This window comes from Actinosynnema sp. CS-041913, assembly GCF_050942485.1.
Lineage (GTDB): Bacteria > Actinomycetota > Actinomycetes > Mycobacteriales > Pseudonocardiaceae > Actinosynnema.
The window spans coordinates 4,696,011-4,717,224 of the sequence record NZ_CP192037.1; the positions used below are offsets into that span (position 1 = coordinate 4,696,011).

The 21,214-nt window shown below is 73.0% G+C and carries 20 protein-coding genes; 7 read left to right on the forward strand and 13 right to left on the reverse strand.

Annotated features, from left to right (window positions below; translation table 11 throughout):
• Nucleotides 1-6 precede the first annotated feature (6 nt).
• The 6 genes from ACQPZF_RS21825 to ACQPZF_RS21850 are packed head-to-tail and all read right to left on the reverse strand — an operon-like array spanning nucleotide 7 to nucleotide 6,706.
• The gene (locus tag ACQPZF_RS21825) at nucleotides 7-792 is read right to left on the reverse strand and encodes a class I SAM-dependent methyltransferase (protein ID WP_433259850.1); all 786 of its coding nucleotides are present in this window, start codon (nucleotides 790-792) and stop codon (nucleotides 7-9) included.
• On the reverse strand, nucleotides 789-2,327 hold the full coding sequence (locus tag ACQPZF_RS21830; RefSeq protein WP_433259851.1) for a class I adenylate-forming enzyme family protein: 1,539 nt from the start codon (nucleotides 2,325-2,327) through the stop codon (nucleotides 789-791). The genes ACQPZF_RS21825 and ACQPZF_RS21830 overlap by 4 nt, the downstream gene beginning before the upstream one ends.
• Nucleotides 2,324-3,619, reverse strand: coding sequence for a protoporphyrinogen/coproporphyrinogen oxidase (locus ACQPZF_RS21835; protein WP_433259852.1), 1,296 nt, complete (start codon nucleotides 3,617-3,619; stop codon nucleotides 2,324-2,326). The genes ACQPZF_RS21830 and ACQPZF_RS21835 overlap by 4 nt, the downstream gene beginning before the upstream one ends.
• Complete coding sequence (locus ACQPZF_RS21840; protein WP_433259853.1) at nucleotides 3,616-4,533, reverse strand: UbiA family prenyltransferase; 918 nt, start codon at nucleotides 4,531-4,533, stop codon at nucleotides 3,616-3,618. The genes ACQPZF_RS21835 and ACQPZF_RS21840 overlap by 4 nt, the downstream gene beginning before the upstream one ends.
• Nucleotides 4,530-5,675 (reverse strand): DegT/DnrJ/EryC1/StrS family aminotransferase, encoded by a 1,146-nt coding sequence (locus tag ACQPZF_RS21845; protein ID WP_433259854.1) that lies wholly within the window; start codon nucleotides 5,673-5,675, stop codon nucleotides 4,530-4,532. Before ACQPZF_RS21845 ends, ACQPZF_RS21840 begins: the two co-directional genes overlap by 4 nt.
• Entirely contained in the window at nucleotides 5,672-6,706 is a 1,035-nt protein-coding gene (locus ACQPZF_RS21850; RefSeq protein WP_433259855.1) for a DegT/DnrJ/EryC1/StrS family aminotransferase, read from the reverse strand. The genes ACQPZF_RS21845 and ACQPZF_RS21850 overlap by 4 nt, the downstream gene beginning before the upstream one ends.
• A 304-nt stretch (nucleotides 6,707-7,010) precedes the next feature.
• Between ACQPZF_RS21850 and ACQPZF_RS21855 the strand changes: the two genes are divergently transcribed.
• The 6 genes from ACQPZF_RS21855 to ACQPZF_RS21880 are packed head-to-tail and all read left to right on the forward strand — an operon-like array spanning nucleotide 7,011 to nucleotide 12,611.
• Nucleotides 7,011-8,042, forward strand: a complete 1,032-nt coding sequence (locus tag ACQPZF_RS21855; RefSeq protein WP_433259856.1) for a Gfo/Idh/MocA family protein — start codon at nucleotides 7,011-7,013, stop codon at nucleotides 8,040-8,042.
• The gene (locus tag ACQPZF_RS21860) at nucleotides 8,032-9,048 is read left to right on the forward strand and encodes a TIM barrel protein (protein ID WP_433259857.1); all 1,017 of its coding nucleotides are present in this window, start codon (nucleotides 8,032-8,034) and stop codon (nucleotides 9,046-9,048) included. Before ACQPZF_RS21855 ends, ACQPZF_RS21860 begins: the two co-directional genes overlap by 11 nt.
• The gene (locus ACQPZF_RS21865; RefSeq protein WP_433259858.1) at nucleotides 9,045-10,277 is read left to right on the forward strand and encodes a M20/M25/M40 family metallo-hydrolase; all 1,233 of its coding nucleotides are present in this window, start codon (nucleotides 9,045-9,047) and stop codon (nucleotides 10,275-10,277) included. Before ACQPZF_RS21860 ends, ACQPZF_RS21865 begins: the two co-directional genes overlap by 4 nt.
• A complete protein-coding gene (locus ACQPZF_RS21870; protein WP_433259859.1) occupies nucleotides 10,274-11,326 on the forward strand; it encodes an Ldh family oxidoreductase in 1,053 nt (350 codons plus the stop codon). Before ACQPZF_RS21865 ends, ACQPZF_RS21870 begins: the two co-directional genes overlap by 4 nt.
• Nucleotides 11,323-12,198, forward strand: a complete 876-nt coding sequence (locus ACQPZF_RS21875; RefSeq protein WP_433259860.1) for a Gfo/Idh/MocA family protein — start codon at nucleotides 11,323-11,325, stop codon at nucleotides 12,196-12,198. Before ACQPZF_RS21870 ends, ACQPZF_RS21875 begins: the two co-directional genes overlap by 4 nt.
• Entirely contained in the window at nucleotides 12,198-12,611 is a 414-nt protein-coding gene (locus ACQPZF_RS21880; RefSeq protein ID WP_433259861.1) for a DUF6917 domain-containing protein, read from the forward strand. Before ACQPZF_RS21875 ends, ACQPZF_RS21880 begins: the two co-directional genes overlap by 1 nt.
• Nucleotides 12,612-12,932: 321 nt before the next feature.
• On the opposite strand, the gene ACQPZF_RS21885 is transcribed toward ACQPZF_RS21880, so the two are convergent.
• The 5 genes from ACQPZF_RS21885 to ACQPZF_RS21905 form a co-directional block, all read right to left on the reverse strand.
• Complete coding sequence (locus ACQPZF_RS21885; RefSeq protein ID WP_433259862.1) at nucleotides 12,933-13,466, reverse strand: EF-hand domain-containing protein; 534 nt, start codon at nucleotides 13,464-13,466, stop codon at nucleotides 12,933-12,935.
• Nucleotides 13,467-13,533: 67 nt separating this feature from the next.
• Nucleotides 13,534-14,781, reverse strand: coding sequence for a nucleotide sugar dehydrogenase (locus ACQPZF_RS21890; protein ID WP_433259863.1), 1,248 nt, complete (start codon nucleotides 14,779-14,781; stop codon nucleotides 13,534-13,536).
• 60 nt (nucleotides 14,782-14,841) lie between these two features.
• Nucleotides 14,842-15,147: a hypothetical protein gene (locus ACQPZF_RS21895; RefSeq protein ID WP_433259864.1), complete on the reverse strand. Its 306-nt coding sequence runs from the start codon at nucleotides 15,145-15,147 to the stop codon at nucleotides 14,842-14,844.
• 461 nt (nucleotides 15,148-15,608) lie between these two features.
• Complete coding sequence (locus ACQPZF_RS21900) at nucleotides 15,609-15,812, reverse strand: hypothetical protein (protein WP_433259865.1); 204 nt, start codon at nucleotides 15,810-15,812, stop codon at nucleotides 15,609-15,611.
• 238 nt (nucleotides 15,813-16,050) lie between these two features.
• Nucleotides 16,051-16,524, reverse strand: coding sequence for a carboxymuconolactone decarboxylase family protein (locus ACQPZF_RS21905; RefSeq protein WP_433259866.1), 474 nt, complete (start codon nucleotides 16,522-16,524; stop codon nucleotides 16,051-16,053).
• Nucleotides 16,525-16,721: 197 nt separating this feature from the next.
• Between ACQPZF_RS21905 and ACQPZF_RS21910 the strand changes: the two genes are divergently transcribed.
• The gene (locus ACQPZF_RS21910; RefSeq protein ID WP_433259867.1) at nucleotides 16,722-17,333 is read left to right on the forward strand and encodes an endonuclease; all 612 of its coding nucleotides are present in this window, start codon (nucleotides 16,722-16,724) and stop codon (nucleotides 17,331-17,333) included.
• A gap of 45 nt (nucleotides 17,334-17,378) precedes the next feature.
• Here the strand turns inward: ACQPZF_RS21910 and ACQPZF_RS21915 are convergent, their stop codons facing one another.
• Together ACQPZF_RS21915 and ACQPZF_RS21920 are read right to left on the reverse strand one after the other, a co-directional pair.
• Nucleotides 17,379-20,225 (reverse strand): AMP-binding protein, encoded by a 2,847-nt coding sequence (locus tag ACQPZF_RS21915; protein ID WP_433259868.1) that lies wholly within the window; start codon nucleotides 20,223-20,225, stop codon nucleotides 17,379-17,381.
• Entirely contained in the window at nucleotides 20,222-20,881 is a 660-nt protein-coding gene (locus ACQPZF_RS21920) for a hypothetical protein (RefSeq protein WP_433259869.1), read from the reverse strand. Before ACQPZF_RS21920 ends, ACQPZF_RS21915 begins: the two co-directional genes overlap by 4 nt.
• Between the last annotated feature and the right edge of the window lie 333 nt (nucleotides 20,882-21,214).

Genomic DNA, 21,214 nt, shown 5'->3' on the forward strand with positions numbered 1-21,214 from the left:
CAACGGTCATGCGGGCCTCCGCCCGTGCGCGGAGTAGACGACGCACGACGACGCCCGGAAGCGCGGATCGGCCATCACCTCGCGCACCCGGCTCAGCTCGTCGTCGGTCATCCCGGCCGCGGTCAGCCTGTCCCGCAGGTGGCGCGTGTGGTGGACGAGCAGCCGGACGGCGGGCGAGCCCGCATGCCACGGCTGGACCACCGGCACCGGGTCGACCTCCACCAGTCCCGCCGCCACCATCGACGCGGCCATTCGGCGACCCCACTCGCCGTCCGACCCGGCCGCCGCGAACATCCGGTCCTTGGCCGCCAGGTACCTCTCGTAGAGCCGCGCGGACTCCTCGTCGGGCGCCATCAGCACCGGCCCGTAGCTCTTGTCGAACTCGTCGAGCTGGAGCCAGCCGCCGGGCCTGAGCGACCGGACCAGCTTGCGCAGCACCGCTTCCCGCTCGGGCAGGTGGGCCAGCACGAGGCGGGCGTGGATCAGGTCGAACCCGTTCTCGGGCAACGGGTCGCGCACGATGTCGTGCCGTTCGACGGTCAGGCCGGGCGCGGGCGGGATGTGCTCGGGTCTCAGGTCGGTCGCCAGCACCGACCCGGACCGCCGCGCCAGCCAGTGCGCCACGCTGCCGCCACCCGCGCCGACCTCCAGGCACCGCCAGCCTTCGCGGACCCCGGTGTGCGCGAGCCGGGCGAACGTGAAGGCGTCGTAGGCGGCGGACAGGCAGCGGAACTGCTCGGTGGCGTGCGAACCGTGGTCGGCGAACACGTACCCGGTGCCGGACGCCGTCACGTCCACCGCCCCGTGCCGTGCCTCTCGGCCTTCCCCACCAGCCGGGTCAGCAGTTCCAGCCGCCGCACCTTCCCGGTGCCGGTGCGCGGCACCTCGTCCCAGGTCAGCACGTGGGGCGGCGCGAGCGCCGGCAGCACGGCCGCCACCGACCGCCAGCGCTCGCGGTCCAGCCGACCGTCCCCGGTGACCAGCACCGGGATCGGCAGCCGCCCCGCCGAACCGAGCACCACGCACTCCACCACCTCGGGCAACCGGTCCTCCACGAAGTCCTCGACCTCCAGGCAGCTCAGGCCCGGCACGATGTCCACCTCCCGGTCCAGCAGCAGCACACCGCCGGTCGCGGTCAGCACGCCCATGTCACCGGTGTTCCACCACGGCCCCGAGGTCTTCGCCCGCCAGCGGTCCTGCTCCCCCACGTACCCGGCGCACCGGGCTTTCGTCCGCGCCAGCACCAGCCCCGGCGCACCGCGCGGCACCGGCTCGAACGTCACCGGGTCCACCACCCGCAGCCGCGTCTTGCCGGGCACCGGGCGGCCGAGGGACCGGGCCGTGGTCTCGCGTGCGGCGGCCTGCCGGGTCAGGAACCGGAACGTCAGCGGACCGGTCTCGGTCTGCCCCCACCCCTGAATCCACAGTGGACGCTTGTGCTCCGAGGCGTTCAGCAGGGTGCGCATGGCGGGCGGGTGCATGGCGTCGTAAGTGCTGAGGTACAGGCGCACCGAGCGGAACGGGTTGTCGTCGGCGGAAGCCAGGGACTGCCAGTGGACGTAGGCGCACGGCAGTGCTTCCACCGTCGTCGGCGGGTGCGCGCCCAGCACCGCGCGAGCCGAATCCGGCGAACTCAGGATCACGATCTTGCGCGGCTCCAGGCAGAACACGCTGCCGGTCCAGCAGAACGTCCGCCCGTGCGCGTAGGAACTGGCGTTCGCCACCACGTCGTCCCGGCGGGTGCCGACCACCGGCAGCCGGTTCGACTCGAAGCGGGCCAGCCGTTTCACCAGCGTCCTCGTGGTGTGCACGACCAGCTTCGGCGGCCCCGTCGTGCCCGAGGTGTGGTTGATCACCAGCGGATCGTCGTCGTGTCGCCGCGCCGGCGACGGCGCGCGCGTCCCCCGCACGTCGTCCAGCGTCAAGTCCCCGTCCCCCAACGACAACACCCGCCGCGCGTAGTGCCTCGCCAACGGCCGGTCGCTCACCAGCACGGCCGGGTCGAGGCGCTTGAGCAGGATCTCCAGGGTGGCGTCGGGCAGGTGCCCGGACAGCAGCGCGGGCACCGCGCCGAGCCGGACCGCCGCGCACGCCAACAGGTTGTAGTCGTAGTGGTTGCGCTTCACCACCGCCACCCGCTCGCCCGCCCGCACCCCGGCGGCGTGCAGCCAGCCCGCCGCCTCCTGCACCAGGTCCGCCAACTGCGGCACGGTGAACGTCGTGCCCCGCTCCGGCGCGATGTCGAACGGCCGGTCCAGCACGACGACGGTGTGGGGACGCCGCGCGGCGCACTCGTCGAACAGCGTGCCCATGTCGCGCGGTTTCATACGTGCTCCTTTCGTGACACGGCCAGGACGCGCGCGGCGGCCCGGCGCCCGGAGCGCACGGCGGCCTCGCTGCACGGCATCACGCCCACCCAGTCCCCGGCGTACTCCACGACCCCGCCCGCCCGCGCGGCGAAGTGGGCGCGCAGCGCCACCGCCCCCGGCGTCGCCTCGGGCAGCCCGTCGCGGAACCGGTGCACCACCGCGCGGACCACCGCGGACCGCAGACCCGGCACGAACTCCTCGGCCGCGGTGGCGAGCAGGTCGGCGACCTCCGCGTCCGACGTGTCCAGCAACCGCGCGGCGACGGACGGGTGCGCGACCAGCGTGACCAGGCCGCGGCCCCGGGGCGCGCGGTCCGGGTGCTTGAGGTGGTCGAACACGATGGTGGACACCGTCCGGCTCGCCACCGCGGGCAGGACGACCAGGTAGACCCCGGCGGCGGGCCGCCGGTCCAGCATCAGGTGCACCTTGACCATCGGCACGTAGGTGGACGCCTCCAGGAACGGCGTCTCGTGCGCCGGCGGGTTCACGTACACCTGCCGCACCACCGGCGCGGGCACCGCGAGCACCACCGACCGCGCCCGGATCTCCGTGCTGCCGGAGTAGATCCGCGCCGACCGCGTCCCGCCGATCACCTCGTCCGCCCGGAACGACAGGCTGACGTCGAGCCGGTCGGCCAGGGCCCGCGCCATGGTGTCCATGCCGTCGCGGTAGGTCCGCCACGCCGACGACGGCCCGATCGCGGACAGCAGCCCGAGGAACGGCCCGGCCGAGGACTTCTCCGGATCCCACCCGAAGAACCCGGACACCACCGGCCGGCACAGGTAGTCCAGCACGTCGGGGTGATAGCGGGCGGCGAACTCGGCGACCGTGGCCGTCCCGAACGCCTCCGGGCGGTCGAAGTCGTGCCGGCCGCGCAGCACGTCGCCCAGGTCCAGCCGGGCCCGTACGGACAGCCCCGCACCGGTCAGCAGCCCCAGTGGGTGCACCAGGCCCGGCCGGACCCGACCGTCCCGCCACACGCCGATCCGCCGCCCGATCCGGGGCAGTTCGGCCGCGCCGATGCCCAGGTCCGCCAGCACCGCCCAGGTCGCGTCGTAGCCGCGTCCGGACACCTGCTCCGCGCCGGAGTCGATCAGGAAGCCGTCCCGGCGCACGGTCGCCATCCGGCCGCCGACGCGGTTGCCGGCCTCCAGCACGTGCACCTCGCGGCCGGCCTTGCGCAGTTCGTGCGCGGCGGTGAGGCCCGCGATCCCGGCTCCGACCACCGCCACGTCCACATCCGTGCTCACCGCAGGTTCACCACCACGAGCGCGGCCACCGTGATCCGGTGGGTGATGATGCCCAGCTTCCGCGCCCGCAGGATGTCGCCCCGCCCGAACCCGACCCGGAGCTGGTTGAGGCGGGACGCCGCGGTGGGCAGCAGCGCGAGCGGGAACCACCAGGGCGCACCGAGGAACGGGGCCGTGCCGATCAGCGCGAGTTCGACCGCCGAGACGGCCATCACGAACACCATGTTGCCGCGCGGCGAAGTGAGCGCGGCAACCGTCGGACGGCCGACCCGGCGATCACCGTCGACGTCATTGGTGTTGGAGTAGACGCCGAACAGCATCGGCCCCAGGCCGAAGAGCACCGCCTGCACCGCGACGTTGCCGTCGACGGCGCCCGCCGCGAGGCCGTACGGGGCGAGGACGAGCGCGGCACCGAGCGCGGCGAGGAAGAACTCCTGGAAGCCGCGGTAGCTCAGCTTCACGCCCCAGGAGTACTGGAGGGCGAAGCAGAACGTCACCACGATCAACAGGACCGTCCACATCGGACGGTGCGGCGCGAGCGCGAGCGCGGTCGCCCACAGCAGCGCACCGGCCGTCGCGGTGATCCACGCGAACCGCAGCGCCTGGGATTCGGTCAACGCCCCGGTCAGCAGCGGTTTGCGGGCCAGCCTGCGGGCCGGCGCGTCCGGGGCGTAGTTGGCGCGGTCGCTGCCGTCGCGGAACCCGGTGACGTCGTCCAACGCCACCATCGCGACGATCACGAACACCTCGCCGAGCAGGAACACCGCCGTGGTCGCGAGGACCGCGCCGTCGAACCTCAGCTCCGGCGACAGCAGCGCCCAGACGACCAGGACGCCGAGGTAGTAGTCGACGATGTCCAGCTTCGCGAGCCGGAGGTAGGCGCGGGCGCGGGTGGGGACGGAGAGCGTGGTCACGTCAGCTCCTCCGTGGGCATGGGCACTCCTCGGGACAGCGCGAACCGGCACACCTCGTCGGCGATGTGCTCGACCTGCGCGTCGGTCAGCCGTGGGTGGACGGGGATCGCGAGCTGCCGCCGGCACGCCAGTGCCGCCCAGGGCCAGTCGCGGCCGGGAGCGGCGTGCCGGGCGAACGCCGGCTGGTGCGGCAGCGGCGCCGGGTAGTAGACGTGACAGCCGATGCCGTGCGCCGTCAGGTGGTCGCGCAGCGCGTCCCGGCGGTCGGCGAGCAGCGAGTAGACGTAGAAGCAGCGTCCGTCCCGACCCGGCGGGGGTGCCACGACACCGGGCAGGTCGGCGAAGCGCGCGGTGTAGTACTCGCCGATGTCGGCACGGCGGTCCAGCCGCCGGGCGAACGTCGCCAGCCGGTGGAGCTGGAAGGCCGCCATGATCTCGTCGAACCGGCTGTTGTAGCCGATGCGGTGGTGCAGGAAGCGGGTCCGGCCGTCCTGGCCGTGGTTGCGCAGCATCCGCACGGTGCGGCCGAGCGCCGGGTCGTTGGTCACCACCAGGCCGCCCTCGCCGGGCATGCCGAAGGCCTTGACCTGGACGAACGAGTACACGCCCGCGTCGCCCCAGGTGCCCGCCGCGCGTCCGGCGAGCACCGCGCCCTGGCCGACCGCCGAGTCCTCCAGCAGTCGCACGCCCGCGTCGGTGGCGATCCGGCGCAGCGCGGGCATGTCCGCCATCACCGAGAACATGTGCGCGGGCATGATCACTTTGGTGCGCTCGGTGACCAGCTTCTCCACCTCGACCGGGTCCACGACCATGGTCCACGGGTCGATGTCGGCGAACACCGGCGTCGCGCCGCGCAGCACCGGGGTGGCCGCGAGCGGCGCGCAGCCGTAGGCCGGCACGATCACCTCGTCGCCGGGGCCGACGTCCATCGCGGTCAGCAGCAGCGTCAGCGCGGACGTGCCGCTGCCGCACGCGACGGCGTCCGCCGCGCCCACCGACGCACGGATGGCCGCTTCCAGCTCGGCGGTCCGCGAGCCGAGGATGAACCGCTGTTCCGGCGCGGTCGCGACCTCCGCCACGACGTCCAGCAGCAACTCCTCGTCGTCGTCGAACAGGTCGGGCGGGAAGAACGGGATCGTCACTCCGGCCTCCCCGAGTAGAACCCCTCGATCTCCGCGCACACGCGGTCGACATCGCCGATCGGCAGATCCGGGTACAACGGCAGCGCCAGCGTGTGCCGGCACGCCTTCTCGGCGTTCGGGAAATCACCCGGCTCGTGGCCGAGTTCGGCGAAACACGGCTGGAGGTGCAACGGCCTCGGGTAATAGATCTCGGTCTCCACTCCCCGTGACGCGAGGTGCGCGGCCAACTCGTCGCGCCGCTCCACCTCGATCACGTACACGTAGAAGACGCCGCGCACACCGGGCCGCACGGACGGCAGCCGCCGCACGCCGGGCACGCCGGCCAGCCGCTCGGCGTACCGGTCGGCCAGCAGGGCGCGGCGACGGATGTCGGCTTCCAGGCAGCCGAGCTTGGTCAGCAGCACGGCGGCCTGGATGTCGTCCATCTTGCTGTTGACCCCCGGCAGGCCGGTCGTGGTGGCGATGCCCGGGAAGTTGTCGATGGTGGGCCCGAACCGGCCGTGGTGGCGCAGCGCGCCGACCGCCTCGGCGATGCCGGGGTCGTCGGTCAGCACCGCGCCCGCGTCGCCGATCGCGCCCAACGTCTTGGTGGGGAAGAAGGACAGCACTCCCCCGGCGCCCAGCAGACCCGCGTGCGCGCCGTCGTGCCGCATCCCGATCGCCTCCGCGCTGTCCTCCACGACGGTCAGGCCGCGGCGTGCGGCGACGGCGGTCAGCCCGGCCATGTCGGCGGTCTCGCAGAACAGGTGCACGGGCATCACGAACCGGGTGGCCGGCCCGGCGACGGCCGCCACCGACGCCGGGTTGAGGCCGTAGCCGTCCGGGTCGATGTCGGCGAACACCGGCCGCCCGCCGGCGAGCACCACCGAGGACGCCGTGGCGATGAACGAGAACGCGGGCACCACCACTTCGTCGCCGGGGCGCAGGCCGCACGCGCGCAGCAACAGGACGAGCGCGTCCGTTCCGCTGTTCACGCCGACGACGTGCCGCGCCCCGGTGTATTCGCTCAGGGCGCCTTCCAACTCGACCACCTTGCGACCGTGCGAATACTTCCCGTGCCGGACCACGTCGACAATGTGCTGCCGCGTTGTCGGCCACAGTCGTGAAAAGGAAGCCGATTGTGTGAAGAAAGGGACGGGCAGCGCGCTCACCTCCGCTGTCGAAGCACGGTTCGGAGCGTATGGCAGGCGCTCCGGCAGGCGTACGCACGCACGTGAGTTCACTCTTCCTGGTCAACTCGGCGGTTTCGGGTTGACAGGACGCGCCCAGTCGTACAACGTCCATATTGATCAATTCGGTCGTTTTATTCGTGCGTCTTGCGAACACAGGGGCTCAATGGTGCGGACACTCGTGGTGGGACTCGGCCGGGCCGGGGCGGAGCTGCACCTGCCGGTGCTCGCGAGGGCGCGGGCGGGCGCCCGGCAGCTCTTCGGCGACGAGCCGGTCGTCGCGTGCGACCCGTGCCGCGTGCTCGGCGACCGCCCCGGCCTGGTGACGGCGACCAGCATCGCCGAGGCCGCCGGGCTGCTCGACCCGGAGGAGACGGTGGCGCACGTGTGCACGCCGCCGACCGTCCGGACGGAGGTGATCGGCGAACTCGCCGAGCGCGGCTTCCGCAACCTGATCGTGGAGAAGCCGCTCGCCGCCGACACCGACGACCTGGCCCGCATCATCCGGCTGCGCCGCAAGCACGGCCTGCGGATCGCCGTGGTCGAGCCGTGGCTGACCAGCTCGCTGACCTCGCGGCTGACCGACCTGGTGCGCGGCGGCACGCTGGGCGAGCCGAAGACGATCGCGATCGTGCAGAACAAGCCCCGCTTCCGACGCTCGGTGGCCAGGCCGAGCCACCCGACCGCGTTCGACGTCGAGCTGCCGCACGGGGTGGGCCTGGCGCTGCGGCTGGCGGGCAACGCGCGGGTCACCGACGCCGCCGGGTTCGACCTGGTGATGGGCGACGTGGTGGTGGCCCGGATGGGTGGCGCGCGGGTCGGGCTGCGGCACAACAACGGGGTGCGCACCGAGGTCAGCTCGGATCTGACGTCGCCGGTGCGGGAACGCCGGATCACGGTCCGGTTCGACCATGGCGCGGTCGTCGGCCACTACGCGGTGAGCGCCGACGACGACCACTCGCAGCTCACCGTCACGCGCAACGGCCACCGCGTGCACGAGGTGCTGCGCGACGACTCGCTGACCGAGTGGGTGATCCGCGCCTACCGGCTGTTCCGGGGCGTCGGCGACCAGCACGCGCGGGGCTTCGCCTTCGCGACCGACGTGGTGCAACTGCTGTCGGTGGCCAAGAACATCTGCGCCGAGCCGGTGGTGCCCACCTCCCGCGCCGAGCCCGCGGTGGCCGTCCATGCCCGCTGAGGCCGCGCCGTCCGCCGCGGTCGGCGAACGCCCCGAGCCACCCGCCGGGCCGCTGGTCCGCGCCGACAGCCGACCCGAGCCACCCCTCGGGCCGGTAGTCCGCGCCGACAGCCGACCCGAGCCGCTGGAGCGCGCCGACAGCCGACCCGAGCCGCGGGAGCGCACCGACAGCCGACCCGAGCCACCCCCCGGACGTGGGCCGGTCTGCGCGGGCATCACCGACGAGGCCGCGCCCGACCTCGCGGGCCAGCTCGCCGTGCTCGCCGAGCTGGGCTGGTCGCACGTCGAACTGCGCACGGTCGACCGCAAGCCGGTCGCCGAGCTGACCGACGCCGAGTTCACGGAGGTCGCGAAAGCCCTGTCGGACAACGGGGTCCGGGTCGTCTGCCTGGCGTCACGGATCGGCGGTCCGGCGCGACCGGTGACCGGGCCGTTCGAGCACGACCTGGCCGAACTCGACATCCTGCTCCGGCGCTGCCGCGCACTCGGCACGCCGTACCTGCGCGTCATGTCCTACCCCAACGACGGCCTGCCCGAGCCGCGCTGGAGGGACCGGGTGATCGCGCGGGTCGGGATGCTGGCCCAGGTCGCCGAGGCCGCGGGGGTCGTGCTCGTGCACGAGAACTGCGCCGGCTGGGCGGGCACGAGCGCCGACCGGGTGCTGGAGCTGCTGGACGAGGTGCGCAGCCCGGCGTTGAAGCTGCTGTTCGACACCGGCAACGGCGTGCCGCACGGCTACGACGGGCTCGCGATGCTGGAGCGGATCGTGCCGCACGTGGTCCACGTGCACGTCAAGGACGCGCTCGGCGACCGGTTCGTGCCGCCGGGGCGGGGCGCCGCGAAGGTCGCCGACTGCGTGGACGTGCTGCGCGCCAACGGGTACCGGGGGGCGTGGTCGCTCGAACCGCACGTGTCGCTGCGCCCGCACGAGTCGGGTGACCTGGCGGAGGGCGCGCCGGCGGCGTTCGTGGCGGCGGGCCGGGCGATGGCCCGGCTGCTGCGGTGATCGCGCCGGACCGGGACCTGCTGCTGGAGTTGCTCCGGATACCCACCGCAGGTCCGCTGGAGACCACCTGCGAGGTGCGGCTGTGGGACGCGATGCACGCCTACGAGTCCGCCGCGCACGACATCGGCTTCACCACCGCGCACCTCGCGCCCGCCCCGCCCGAGTCCGTGCGGCGGGCGGACGTCCCGGCCGCCGTCCGCGAGGCCGTGGAGCGCGACCCCGGCTTCCTCGACCGGCAGCCCAGCCTGGTGCTGCGGCTCGGTCCCGCCGAGCCGACCGTCATGTTCAACGTCCACCTGGACACGGTCTCGCCGTACGAGCAGGCCGTGTTCGACGGGGTCCGGTTCCACGGCCGGGGCGCGATCGACGCGAAGGGCCCGGCGGTGGCACTGCTGGCCGGCATCCGGCAGGCGCTGGCGGACCCGGCGGTGGGCCGGGACGTCGGCGTGCTCATCCAGGCGGTGTCCGGCGAGGAGGGCGGCGCGATGGGCGTGTTCGGCACCCGTCCGCTGGTCGAGGCCGGGTACCACGGGCGGCTCAACGTGTTCTGCGAGCCCACCGGCCTGCGCTACCTGCCGCACTGCACGGCCTCGATGACGGCGGGCATCCGGGTGGACGGCGAGGACGCCGTCGACGACCAGCCGCACGCCGGGCACAACGCGACCGTGCTGCTCGGCTTCCTCGCGCAGCACCTGGCGAGCGCGCTGACGCGGGTGCCGGACGGCCAGGTGTGCGTGGCGGGCCTGCACACCGGCCGGCGGCACAACCGGGTCTACGGCACCGGCGAACTGCTGCTCAACCTGTCCTACGGCAGCGCGGAGTCCGCGCGGGTGATGACCACCTCGCTGGAGAAGGCGCTGGTGGACGGGCTGGCCGAGTTCAACCGGAAGTTCCGCGCCGTGCCGCCGTTCCACCGCACCGCCGTGGACGCCGCCGCGATCACCCGCCTGGTGTGGCGCAAGCACGGGCTGCCCGCCCTGCCCGCGCGGGACGTGCCGCTGCTGGACGCGATCGTGCCCCGGTGGCCCGCGCACCGGCCCGGGTTCACCTGTGACGCCATCTGGCTGGCCGACGTGCCGGACACCCGGACCGTCGTGCTCGGTCCCGGATCGCTGGACGCCAACAACGCGCACGCGCGCGGCGAGCACGCCGACGTCGAGGACCTGGACCGGTTCTCCGCCGTGGTGCGGGACATCGTCGTGCGGTTCGCGCGGAACGGAGAAACGTGACCGTCGTCGTGCCCTACCCGACCCTGCTGTCCACCGTGGCCGGTGTGTTCGCCGAGCGCGGCGTGCCGCCGGACCGGGCGGAGGTCGCCGCCGAGGCGCTGTGCCACGGCGACCTGACCGGCGTGACGTCGCACGGCCTGGTCAACCTGACGCGGCTGTACCTGCCGCTGTTCGACTCCGGGCGCACCGACCCGGCGGCGGACCTGGCGGTCACCAGGGACCTCGGCGCGTGCCTGCACGCCGACGCCGGCCGCGCCCTTGGCCTGTGGTCGGCGTCGCACGCGATGGATCTGGCGGCGGCCCGTGCCGCCCGGCACGGCGTCGGCCTGGTGTCGCTGCGCGGCGCGACGCACATCGGCTGCGCCGGCCACCACGCCGCGCGGGCCGTCCGGCACGGCATGATCGGCCTGGTCGCGTCCAACTGCGGCGGCCAGCGCATCGCCCGCCCGCCGGGCGGTCTGCGGGCGGTGCTGGGCACCAATCCGCTGGCGCTGGCGTGCCCGGCGGGTGACCGGCACCCGTTCGTGCTGGACATGAGCACGACCGTGGTGCCGACCGGCCGGGTGCGGGCGGCGGCACGGGCCGGGCAGGAGATCCCGCCCGGCTGGCTCGCCTCCGACGACGGCACACCGGTGACCGACCCGGCCGCGTTCGACCGGGGCGAGGCGCACCTGCTGTGGCTGGGCGGATACCCGGAAACGGGCGCGTACAAGGGTTTCGGCCTCGGGCTGCTGGTGGAGGTGCTGTCCGCGCTGCTGTCCGGCGCGGCGCTCGGCCCGGCGTCCGACAGCGGCGTGGACGACGACATCGGCGTGCTCGCGCTGGCCGTCGCGCCAGACCTGCTGCGGCCCGGTTTCGCCGACGACGCCGACCGGTTGTTCGCGGCGCTGCTCGACTGTCCCCCCGTGGACGAGGGCCGTCCGGTGAGCTACCCCGGCTGGCCGGAGGGCGAGCGCGCCCAGCGGCGCCGGGTGCACGGCGTGCCGTTGCGGCGTGAGCTGTACGAGGAGCTGAGCGTGGTCGCACCGGCCCTGCGAGCGGCCGGGTGATCCGCGTCGGCGTGGTCGGGTTGGGGATGATCGCCCAGTACTACCTCGCCGCGATCGACCGGCTGCCCGACTACGAACTGGTCGCGGTGTGCGACGTGGACCGCGACGTCCTCGCCGGCCACGGCGTCCGCGACTACCTGCACCACCGCGCGATGCTCGCCGACGGCGGCCTGGACGCCGTCGTGGTGACCGCGCCGAACGACGCGCACGCCGAGATCGGCCGGGACGTGCTCGACGTCGGGCTCCCGCTGTGCGTGGAGAAGCCCCTCGCCACCACGCTGGCGGACGGCGCGGACCTGGCGGGTCGGCCGGGGGTCCTGTTCACCGCGTTCCACCGCCGCTACAACGACAACGTCCTGGCGCTGCGGGGCGAACTGGCGGACGCGGCCCCGATCGAGTCGCTGACCGTGCGGTACCTGGAACGCATCGAGGACCACATCGGCCGCGACCGCTGGTACCTGGACATGGACCGCAGCGGCGGCGGGTGCGTCGCCGACAACGGGCCCAACGCCCTGGACCTGGCGGACCTGTTCCTCGGTCCGCTGACGTTCGAGTCGGCGAAGATCGTGCGCGACACCGACGGCGTGGACCGGCAGGCGCTGCTGCACGTCCGGGGCTCCGCGCCGGCCGCGATCGAGCTGGACTGGTCGTTCCCCGGCGAGGCGAAGGACGTGGAGGCACGGCTGTCCGACGGCACCGTGCTGCGGGCCGACATGCTGGCCGGCCACCCGGAGTTCAAGGGCTCGCTGTGGCACGAGTACGTGGGCGTGCTGCGCGACTTCGCCCGCGCCGTCCGGGGCGAACCCCGGACGGACGGCGGTCTGGCGGCGCTGTCCCTGGTGGACGAGATCTACCGGAAGGAAGGAACGTGATGCTGGAGGACGGCCCGAAACGTCCCGTCGGCAGCAAGGTGGTGAAGGTCCTGGTGCACCGCCGCGACGACCGCGGGATGAGCCTGGAGCCGTTCGCCGCCCGCTGCGTGCGGCAGGGCGAGGTGCACGAGCTGGTCACCACCGACCACCGGGAGACCGAGCCCGGCGCGCGGATCGACCGGGTGGGGTTCCTCGGTTTCGTGGAGATCGCCAACGCGGGCGTGATCGACCGGGGCGACGAGGTGTGGGTGGACGGCAAGCTGGTCGGCACCGTGCTGGGCTTCGACGCGTGCCACTTCCCGAACCACTACAACATCCTGATCAACAGCCCGGAGCCGTGCACCGGGCTGGACGCGGGGATGAGTCCGGAGCTGTCGGTGGTCTTCTGCCCGGCGGCCGTCGCGGTGCACTGACGGAGTGGGGCCGCTGGCCGCCCCTGTCCAGGTCGCCCGAGGCGACTTCGGTGCCGGTGTCGGACCTCGGGTCCGCCGAGTGCCCGTGGCGAGGCGCCCGGGGTGTCCGCGTGTGGTGAGGCCGTGTGTTCCCGACGGTTCCGTCATGCTGATCACCCTGCCCGCGGTGCGGTCGCGCTCGATCGGCGATGGTGCGATTGCTCCTCACCCGTACGTCGCAGGCAGTAGCGGAGGCGTTGCATCCGGCCCTTCAGGATGACCCGTTCGGCCCAACGCGAGAAGGGGTCTCGGGCGTTCCCGAGACCCCTTCCGCGTGGTCGGTCAGCCGAGCAGTTCGACGTCCAGCGTGCCGAAGTGGTAGGCCTTGACCGCGGCGACGAGCTCTTCCACGGTGAGCGTGCCGTTGCCGTTGAGGTCCATGGCGCGGAACGCCGAGTCGGCCTGCGAGCGGTCCACGCCGACGGCGTCCAGCCAGCGGGTGAACTCGGCGCGGTTGATCTCGCCGTCGCCGTCGGTGTCGCACAGGTCGAGGATCGCCTGGATCGTCGGGCGCACCACCCGGCCGAAACCGGCGTCGCCTCCCTGGAACACCTCCGCCTCGATGACGTCGAGGAACTGCTGCCGGTCGAGTGAGCCGCCGGCTCCGACGCCCGCGCGCTCGGCCAGGTGCTCGTACATGTCGCGGAAGGCTTCGAGCACGGCGTGGCCCCGCGGGGACGTGGCGGTCTCATCGAACGCCGTCAGGATGCGCCGGGCCTCGCCCTCCAGGTTGGCCTTCTCGATCAGTCCGTCGCCGTCGATGTCCCATTTGTCGAACCGCTTGTCCAACCGCTCGTTCTTGACCGCAGTGGTCATTCCTGCACACTCCTTCGTCAGAGCCGGAATCGCGCTCCCGCCCGCGGGTCGACCCCCGGACGGGGAACTACAGGCGTTGGACCTCCCCTCCGGGCACCCGGCCCGTCACGTCGAGCAGGAGCCGTGCGTTCCTCGCCAGGTGGCCGAGGTGGTAGCCGCTGTGCGGGACGAGCAGGACGGTCGCGTCCGACTCGCGCAGAGCGGAGTCCAGGTCGGGCACGGGCGGGCCGAGTTGCGGCACCTCGCCCGCGATCGGGTCGTGGTAGGCGATGCGGGCGCCGAGCGCGGTCAACCCGGCGGCGACCCGGAGCGCGGCCGACTCCCGGATGTCCGGCACGTCGGCCTTGTACGTGACACCCAGCAGCAGGACCTTCGCGCCCGCCACGGGTATGCCGTCGCCCGCCAGCAGCCGTGCCACGCGGTCCACCAGGTAGCCGGGCATGTCGCGGTCGACCTGCCGCGCGGCCTCCACCACGCCGAGCCGCGCGCCTTCGCGGTGGGCCTTGTCCAGCAGATAGCGGGGGTCGATGGGGATGCAGTGGCCGCCCACGCCGGGACCGGGGGTGAACGGCGCGAAGCCGAACGGCTTCGTCGCGGCGCAGTGCAGCACGTCCCACACGTCGAGACCCAGTTGGTCGCAGAACACGGCGATCTCGTTGACCAGCGCGATGTTCACGTACCGGTAGGTGTTCTCCAGCAGCTTGGCCATCTCCGCCTCGCGGGTGCCCTTGGCCACCACGACGGTCTCCACGAACCGCCCGTAGAACGCGGCGCAGTGCTTGGCGCACAACGGGGTGTGCCCGCTGACCACCTTCGGGGTGTTGGGGATGCCGTACCGCCGGTTGCCGGGATCGATCCGTTCCGGCGAGTACGCCAGGGGGAAGTCCTCGCCCGCGACGAGGCCGTGCCGCTCCAGGATGGGACGCACCACCTCGTCGGTGGTGCCGGGGAAGCTGGTGGACTCCAGCACGACCAGCGTGCCGGGCCGCAGGTGGTCGGACACCACTTCGGCGGCGGTGCGCACCGCGGACAGGTCGGGCCGGCCGTCCGGGCCGAGCCCGGTCGGCACGCAGATCACCACGGTGTCCGCGCCGCCGATCGCCGACGGGTCGGTGGTGACGGTGAAACCGTTGGCCAGCATGGCTTTCAGTCGGGCCGGTGACACGTCGGGCACGTGCGAGCAGCCCGCTTCGAGGGTGTCACGGACGGCCGGCGAGATGTCGTATCCGGTGACCGACAGGCCCGCGGCACTGGCCGCGGCTGCCAGCGGGAGTCCAACGTAGCCGACTCCCACGACGACGAGATCGACGGACACGTGCGCCCTTTCCACAGTCTCGGGATGTGTTGTGTCCCATGGTGTTCAACTGCATGGTGATCAGCCGCGGAACGCGGCCCCGGCGGGCGGCGCGGGCGCCCCGCGGTCCTGGATTGCCGGCATCGACGGCGTCAGGCACAGCGGGTCGCCGTGGATGGCGCGCGACTGGTCGGTGCGGTTGGTCGGCACGTACGCCCCGGTCAGGGGAGCGTGACACCCCTTCGGGTCGTCGAAGACCTCCAGCGGGACGAACCCGGTGGCTAACACCGCGACCTCGCCGACGGCGGCCCGGGCTGCGGGGGCGAGCGGAACCATCGGCGCGGTGGCCGCGGGCGCTACCGGCAGAACGGTGACGAAGTGTTTCATCCAAACCTCCACAGGGATCGAAAACGAACGGTTTCAGCGCTTTCTTGCAAGCTAACAGTCGCACTCAGCAAGAAGCAGTGGCGAACGGCAATACCACCCGCGCAGGTTGCCGTCTACTCGGCAGGTTCATCCGGATGGCAGCCGGAGGTCGTCCCACAGTGGAGTTTCGCGGGTGCACGTGCACGAATTCACGAGGTCGAGGGATTTTTATCAGTCGATCTTCGCGATCGTGCAGGCGTTATAAACACAAACAGTGACGAGCGCCTTCCAGGCCGCACATCTGCGGTTACTTTCAGTGATCCACTGGCACTCGATGGCACCGGTACACCCGGCCGGCCGACCCCGCGAGACAGTCGGCGACCGCAACGGGCCGCCTCTCGGGAGCGGCGGGTGACAGCTACCGTACGTATTCACCAACGCCACTGATTGGCGACCCTCCGTGTTCATCACCCGGAAAACGATCAGCGGACAATGATCAGCACTTCACGGTGGCGCGTTCGGCAATAAGCCCGGTGGGATCTTGAAAACGGTCGGCGCACCGGGATGGCGAGGCCCGGTTCGGCGAGCGTGACGGGTCCGGCGAATTCACGGGACGCCGCCTTCGCCAATCCACGCGGCCATTCCGGCTCCACCGAGGCGAAATGGGTCGGCACGAGCCGCGCCACACCGGCCTCGGCCGGTGTGGCGCCCCGCGTCCGCCCCGGACAGGTGACCGTGCGCGGTCACATCACTCTGCGCGAGGGTCGGCTCGACTGCAGGTGCCGCAGCTCCGCCGCGCAGTCGCCCGCCGTGCACCGGTCGCCCGGCGAGCCGCACGGCGAGTACTCCCGCACCGGCCCGTCCCCGGTCCGCACGTCGATGTGCGGACCGGGGCCCGCGGCGCCGGAGCACCTGCTTCCCGGGTCAGCCGAACTGGCCGACCTGGTAGTCGCCGGCGGGCTGCTGGACGATGACGTTCAACCGGTTGTAGGCGTTGATCAGGGCGATCAGCGAGACCAGGGCGGTCAACTGCTCCTCGTCGTAGTGCTTGGCGGCGTTCGCCCAGGCGTCGTCCGTGACCCCGCCGGCCGCGTCCGCGATCCGGGTGCCCTGCTCCGTCAGCTCCAGCGCGGCGCGCTCGGCGTCGGTGAAGACGGTGGCCTCCCGCCACGCCGCGATCAGGTTGAGGCGCAACGAGGTCTCGCCGGCGTGCGCGGCTTCCTTCGTGTGCATGTCGACGCAGAAGCCACAGCCATTGATCTGACTCGCGCGGATCTTCACCAGTTCCGCGGTCGCGGCCGGCAGCGACGAGTCGGAGATCACCTTCCCCGCCGAGTTGAAATGCTTCAACAGCTTGCCGGCGGCCGGGTTGCCGAACAGGTTCAAACGGGCGCTCATGCCGAACTCCTCTGCCGTTCTAGGTGGTTACACATCTCTGACGGAACCGCCCGGCACGGTGTGACAGGAGCGGTCGTAACGTGCGTCACCCCCGGCGCGGCGGCCCCGCGCGCCATTGCCTGCCCGGGTCGTCACGGCGTGGGGCAGGCGTGCCTGTCGACCGGTTCCACCACCGCCGGTGCGGGTAACCACCGGGCATGGCCTCCCGGAAGGCGATCGCGGCCCGGCTGCTCGACGTGGCCGGCCGCACCTACGCGCAGGAGGCGGGCATCCGGCTCGCCGACCGACCGTCCCCGCTCTACCGGCTGCTCGTGCTCAGCGTGCTGCTGTCGACCCGGATCAAGGCGCACCTCGCGGTGGCGGCATCCGGCGAGCTGTCCCGGCTGGCCACACCCCGCCGGATGCTGGACGCGACCTGGCAGCAACGGGTCGACGCGCTCGGCCGGGCGCACTACGTCCGCTACGACGAGAGCACCGCCACGGCGTTGGGCGACGGCGCGGAACTCCTGCTCGCCGAGTACCGGGGCGACGTGCGGCGGATGCGCGGCGACGACCTACGGGACCACCTGCTCCGGGTGCCGAGGCTGGGTCCGGTCGGCGTGGACATCTTCTGCCGCGAGGCGCAGGCCGTGTGGCCGGAGCTGCGGCCCTACCTGGACCGCAAAGCGCTGGACGGGGCGCGGCGGGTCGGGTTGCCCGCCGAGCCGCGGCGGCTGGCCCGGCTGGTCGAGCCCGACGACCTCGCCCGCCTCTCCGCCGGGCTGGTCCGGGTGAAGCTCGACCGCGGGCTCGCCGGCGAGGTCGCCTGAGTCCGGCTGTGCGCACCCGGCCCAAGTGGTGCGCACAGCCGGACTTCAGGTGGCGAGCGCCCCCAGTACGCTCGCCAGCACGGTGGACATCGTGGTGACGTCCACCCGGTCCGGGTTCCGGCTGACCCGCAGCTTCGCGGGCGCGCCGGCCGGCGCGATCAGCTCGACCTGGAGTTCCGCCAGGGGCGCGGTCGGCTCGTCGTGCCACTCCACGCGGCAGCCCGGCAGGTCGAGGTCCGGCTCCGGCGAGTCCTGCACCGCCGCGATCACCTGGTACAGCGCCTGCCGTCCAGTGGCGCGGCGGGACACCTCGGCGAACGGCAGGTCGGCGTTGGCCAGCGCACGGGCGACGGCCTCCGCCGCCGGGCGGTTGCCCACCCGCACGCACACCGTGTCGACCAGGCACCCGACGGGCAGTTCCAGCGCCTCGGTGGCCCGTTGCGTCACGGGGACGCCGATACCGAAATCCGCCTGACCGGTGTGCTCCGACACCGCCCGCGCGACCGCGTCCACCAGCACGGCCAACCGGCCGGCGCCCGACCTCCGGGCCGCGGCGTCGACCGCCGCCACGTCCACCGGGGACTCCAGCACGTACGCCCCCGGCTTGGCGGCGGGGAACACCAGACCGGGCAGCCCGGCCAGCTCCGCCGTCCAGAACTCCTGCTGCGCGGCCAGGTCCGCCGCGTCGGCGAGGGACGCCAGGATCCGGGCCGTGTCGGCGGGCGTGGGCGCCGGCCGGGCGAACCGGGGTTCCCGGCCCCGCACCCGCGCCCGGTAGGCGACCGACAGGTCCTCCGCCAGCCGATGCCGCGACCAGCCGTCGAACGCCGCGCGGTGCACGGCCAGCCCGAACTCCCACGCGTCCGGCGTCTGCACCAGCACCGCCCGCCACGGCACGCCCGCCGCCAGGTCCAAGGGCTGCGACAGGTGGACGTCCAAGAGGTACCGGGCGTCTTCCCGCTCCGCGACCAGCCGCACGAACTCCGCCGGCCGCTCCCCCTCGACGGCCTGCGGCTCGTCCCCGTCGGTGTACCGGGCGTGCAGGTAGCCGTGGCGGCGGTGCACGTCCTGCACGGCCGCCTCCAGCGCGGCCGGCCGGACGGGACCGGCGATGGTCCACATCAGCGGGCAGTGGTTCTCGATGTCCAGGCCGCCGGCCAGTGCGTGCCGCACCACGAACGAGTGCTGCATCGGCGTCAGCACCGGCCCGTGCGGAAGCCCCGACGAGATCCCGGCGGACGTCAGCCACGCCGCGAACTCCGTCGCGGTCGGCGCGCTCATCAGCCGGGACACCGGGATGGCGCGCCCGAACCGCGCGCCCAGCCGCGTGCACAGCCGCACGGCGCCCAGCGAAGTGCCGCCCAGGGCGAAGAACGACCGGTCGCGGTCGGCGGAGCCGAGCAGCGCCGCGAACTCGGCCGCGACCACGTCCTCCACCGAGTCACCGGCCACGCCGGGAGCGACCGCCTCTGGCAGCGCCTCCAGCAGTTTCCGACTGTCGACCTTTCCGTTGGGGGACAACGGAAAGGTCGACACGGCGACCACGTGGTCGGGCACCGAGTACGCGGGCAGCGACGCCCGCAGGCGGTCCGCCAGCCCGGCGGCCGACACCCCGTCGCCGCTGAAGAACAACGCCAGGCGGGTGCCCTCGCCGTCCGCCACCGGCACGACCGCGCAGCGGCGCACGCCCGGCACCCCGGCCGCCACGTGCTCGATGCCGGCCGGCTCGACCCGGTGACCCCGCACCTTCACCTGCCGGTCGCGCCGGCCGTGGAAGTGGAAGACACCGTCGGCGTCGACGCTGCCGTGGTCGCCGGTCCGGTAGACCCGGATCGGGTAGCCGTCGATGGACGCGGTCACGAACTTCCGCGCGGTCAGCCCGGGGTCGCCGAGGTAGCCGAGCGCGAGCCCGTCACCGGCGACGACCAGTTCGCCGACCTCGCCCGGACCGCACTCCCGGCCGTCCGCCAGCACGTGCACGGAGGTCCCGGTCACCGGGCGGCCCAGGGGGACCTCACCCACGACGTCCACGGGGCGCACGTCGTGGGTGAGGGCGAACACCGTGCTCTCCACGGGTCCGTAGCCGTTGACCAGCCGCACCTCCGGGCACGCGGCGAGCAGCCGGCCCGCGTGCCGGGCGGACAGCTTCTCGCCGCCGACGACCAGGGTGTCCAGGCCGGCGAACGCCTCCACGTCCTCCTCCACCACCAGGTGGAACAGCGAGGTGGTGAGGAACAGGGTGTTCACGCCGTGCCCGGAGACCAGCGAACGCACCGCGGCCGGCGTCAGCGGGCGATCCTCCACCAGCACGGACGTGCCGCCGGTCAGCAGGACGCCCCACAGCTCCAACGCGAACGCGTCCCACGGCACCGCCGACACCTGCGGCATCACGGTGGTGTGGTCGAACGTCGCGAACACGCAGTCCTGGAACAGCCGCATCGTGGCCTGGTGCGGCGACACCACGGCCTTGGGCCCTCCCGTGCTACCGGCCGTGAAGAACACCATCGCGGCTGTCTCGTCGGTGATCGGCGGCGGCTGGTGGGCCGTGCCGGGGCGGCGCGGGAACGCGTCGACGGCCGCGTCCGCCACCGCGACCTGGCCGGGCAGCAGGGAGTCGATCCGGCGCAGCCGTTCCGCCGGCCAGGACCGGTCCAGCACGGCGTACGCGGCGCCGCACTTCAGCACGGCGAGCAGGGTCGCCACGAGCACCGGCGACAGCGGCAGCACGACCGGCACCACGTTGCCCTTGCCGATGCCCGAGGCGGCCAGCTCCAACGCGATCTCGTCGGACATCCGGTCGAGTTCGGCGTAGCTGGTCGTGCCCTCGCGGTGGACGAGCGCCACGGCGTCGGGCTGTTCGAGGACCCGGCCGCGGAAGACCTCGTGGATCATGCCGTCCTCGCCAACCGTCGGTCCCGGACGATGCCGCGGCTGCGGGCGTGCGCGATCAGGGCCGTGCGCTTCCAGCCGTTGCGGCGGAGCGTGGGCTCCGGGATCTCCAGCTTCCGCACCAGGTAGTCGATGTGCGCGTCCACGGCGCGCGGGCTCATGTCCAGCCGGGCCGCGATGGCGGCCGAGGTGGGCGCTCCGTCGCACAGCGCGAGCAGCACGGCGTAGTAGCGCGCCCCGGGGTCGAGCCGCGGGCTGCCCGGTCGGATCGCCGGGCAGCGCGCCACCAGCGGTCGCGGCGGTTCGGCGACCGTGGCGAACACGGTCAGCGACAACGCGCCCGGCTCGGGTGCGGGCGTCACGATCGCCATGTCGTACCCGAACGGCAGCCGCTCACCCGGCCGCACGGCGGTGGCCTCGCCGGGGCGGTCCACGTCGGCCACGAACAGCGGCTCGCGGTCGGACAGGTTCGCGACCCACCACACCGGGCCGTCCGCCGCCACCGCGCCCCGGAAGTCGGGCTCGCCCGCGATCGGCAGGTCCCACGAGCACAAGCCGCACGCGCACGTGCCGAACGTCCGGGTGCCTCCTCCCGGCACCTCCACCCATCTCGGACTCCGGCCTCGCTCGACCGGACCCTGCACGGTCACTCCAGTCACGACTCTCCCCCAGGAAGTCCCCCAAAGAGCCGATGGACAGCCATCGACCATTTCACTCCGTCAACAGTCGCGGTCCACTCCGGATACCGGAATGGGCACAACTACCCACTCATTCGCGCCTATGCCCGGTCCGGTTCGACGCCCTGCCGAAGCCGGCTCCGAAGTGGTCCTGACGTGCTGCTGACGCGTGCCTGACGCGGGCCGGCCGGTCCCTGGAACGGGCTCCGACCCTTAGCAGGACGGCCCGACAGGCGCAATGGCGAACGTTCTGGGATCGCCCGGATTACTCGATCGGGTGACACCCCGGATTCTTTGCGGCACGCCATCGCGGAA

Bases quoted from the DNA above. Each gene is read 5' to 3' on its own strand.
- ACQPZF_RS21860 (WP_433259857.1), top strand. From the start codon at position 8,032: ATGCCCGCTGAGGCCGCGCCGTCCGCCGCGGTCGGCGAACGCCCCGAG.
- ACQPZF_RS21880 (WP_433259861.1), top strand. From the start codon at position 12,198: ATGCTGGAGGACGGCCCGAAACGTCCCGTCGGCAGCAAGGTGGTGAAG.
- ACQPZF_RS21830 (WP_433259851.1), bottom strand. From the start codon at position 2,327: ATGAAACCGCGCGACATGGGCACGCTGTTCGACGAGTGCGCCGCGCGG.
- ACQPZF_RS21905 (WP_433259866.1), bottom strand. From the start codon at position 16,524: ATGAGCGCCCGTTTGAACCTGTTCGGCAACCCGGCCGCCGGCAAGCTG.
- ACQPZF_RS21915 (WP_433259868.1), bottom strand. From the start codon at position 20,225: ATGATCCACGAGGTCTTCCGCGGCCGGGTCCTCGAACAGCCCGACGCC.
- ACQPZF_RS21910 (WP_433259867.1), top strand. From the start codon at position 16,722: ATGGCCTCCCGGAAGGCGATCGCGGCCCGGCTGCTCGACGTGGCCGGC.
- ACQPZF_RS21885 (WP_433259862.1), bottom strand. From the start codon at position 13,466: ATGACCACTGCGGTCAAGAACGAGCGGTTGGACAAGCGGTTCGACAAA.
- ACQPZF_RS21895 (WP_433259864.1), bottom strand. From the start codon at position 15,147: ATGAAACACTTCGTCACCGTTCTGCCGGTAGCGCCCGCGGCCACCGCG.
- ACQPZF_RS21855 (WP_433259856.1), top strand. From the start codon at position 7,011: ATGGTGCGGACACTCGTGGTGGGACTCGGCCGGGCCGGGGCGGAGCTG.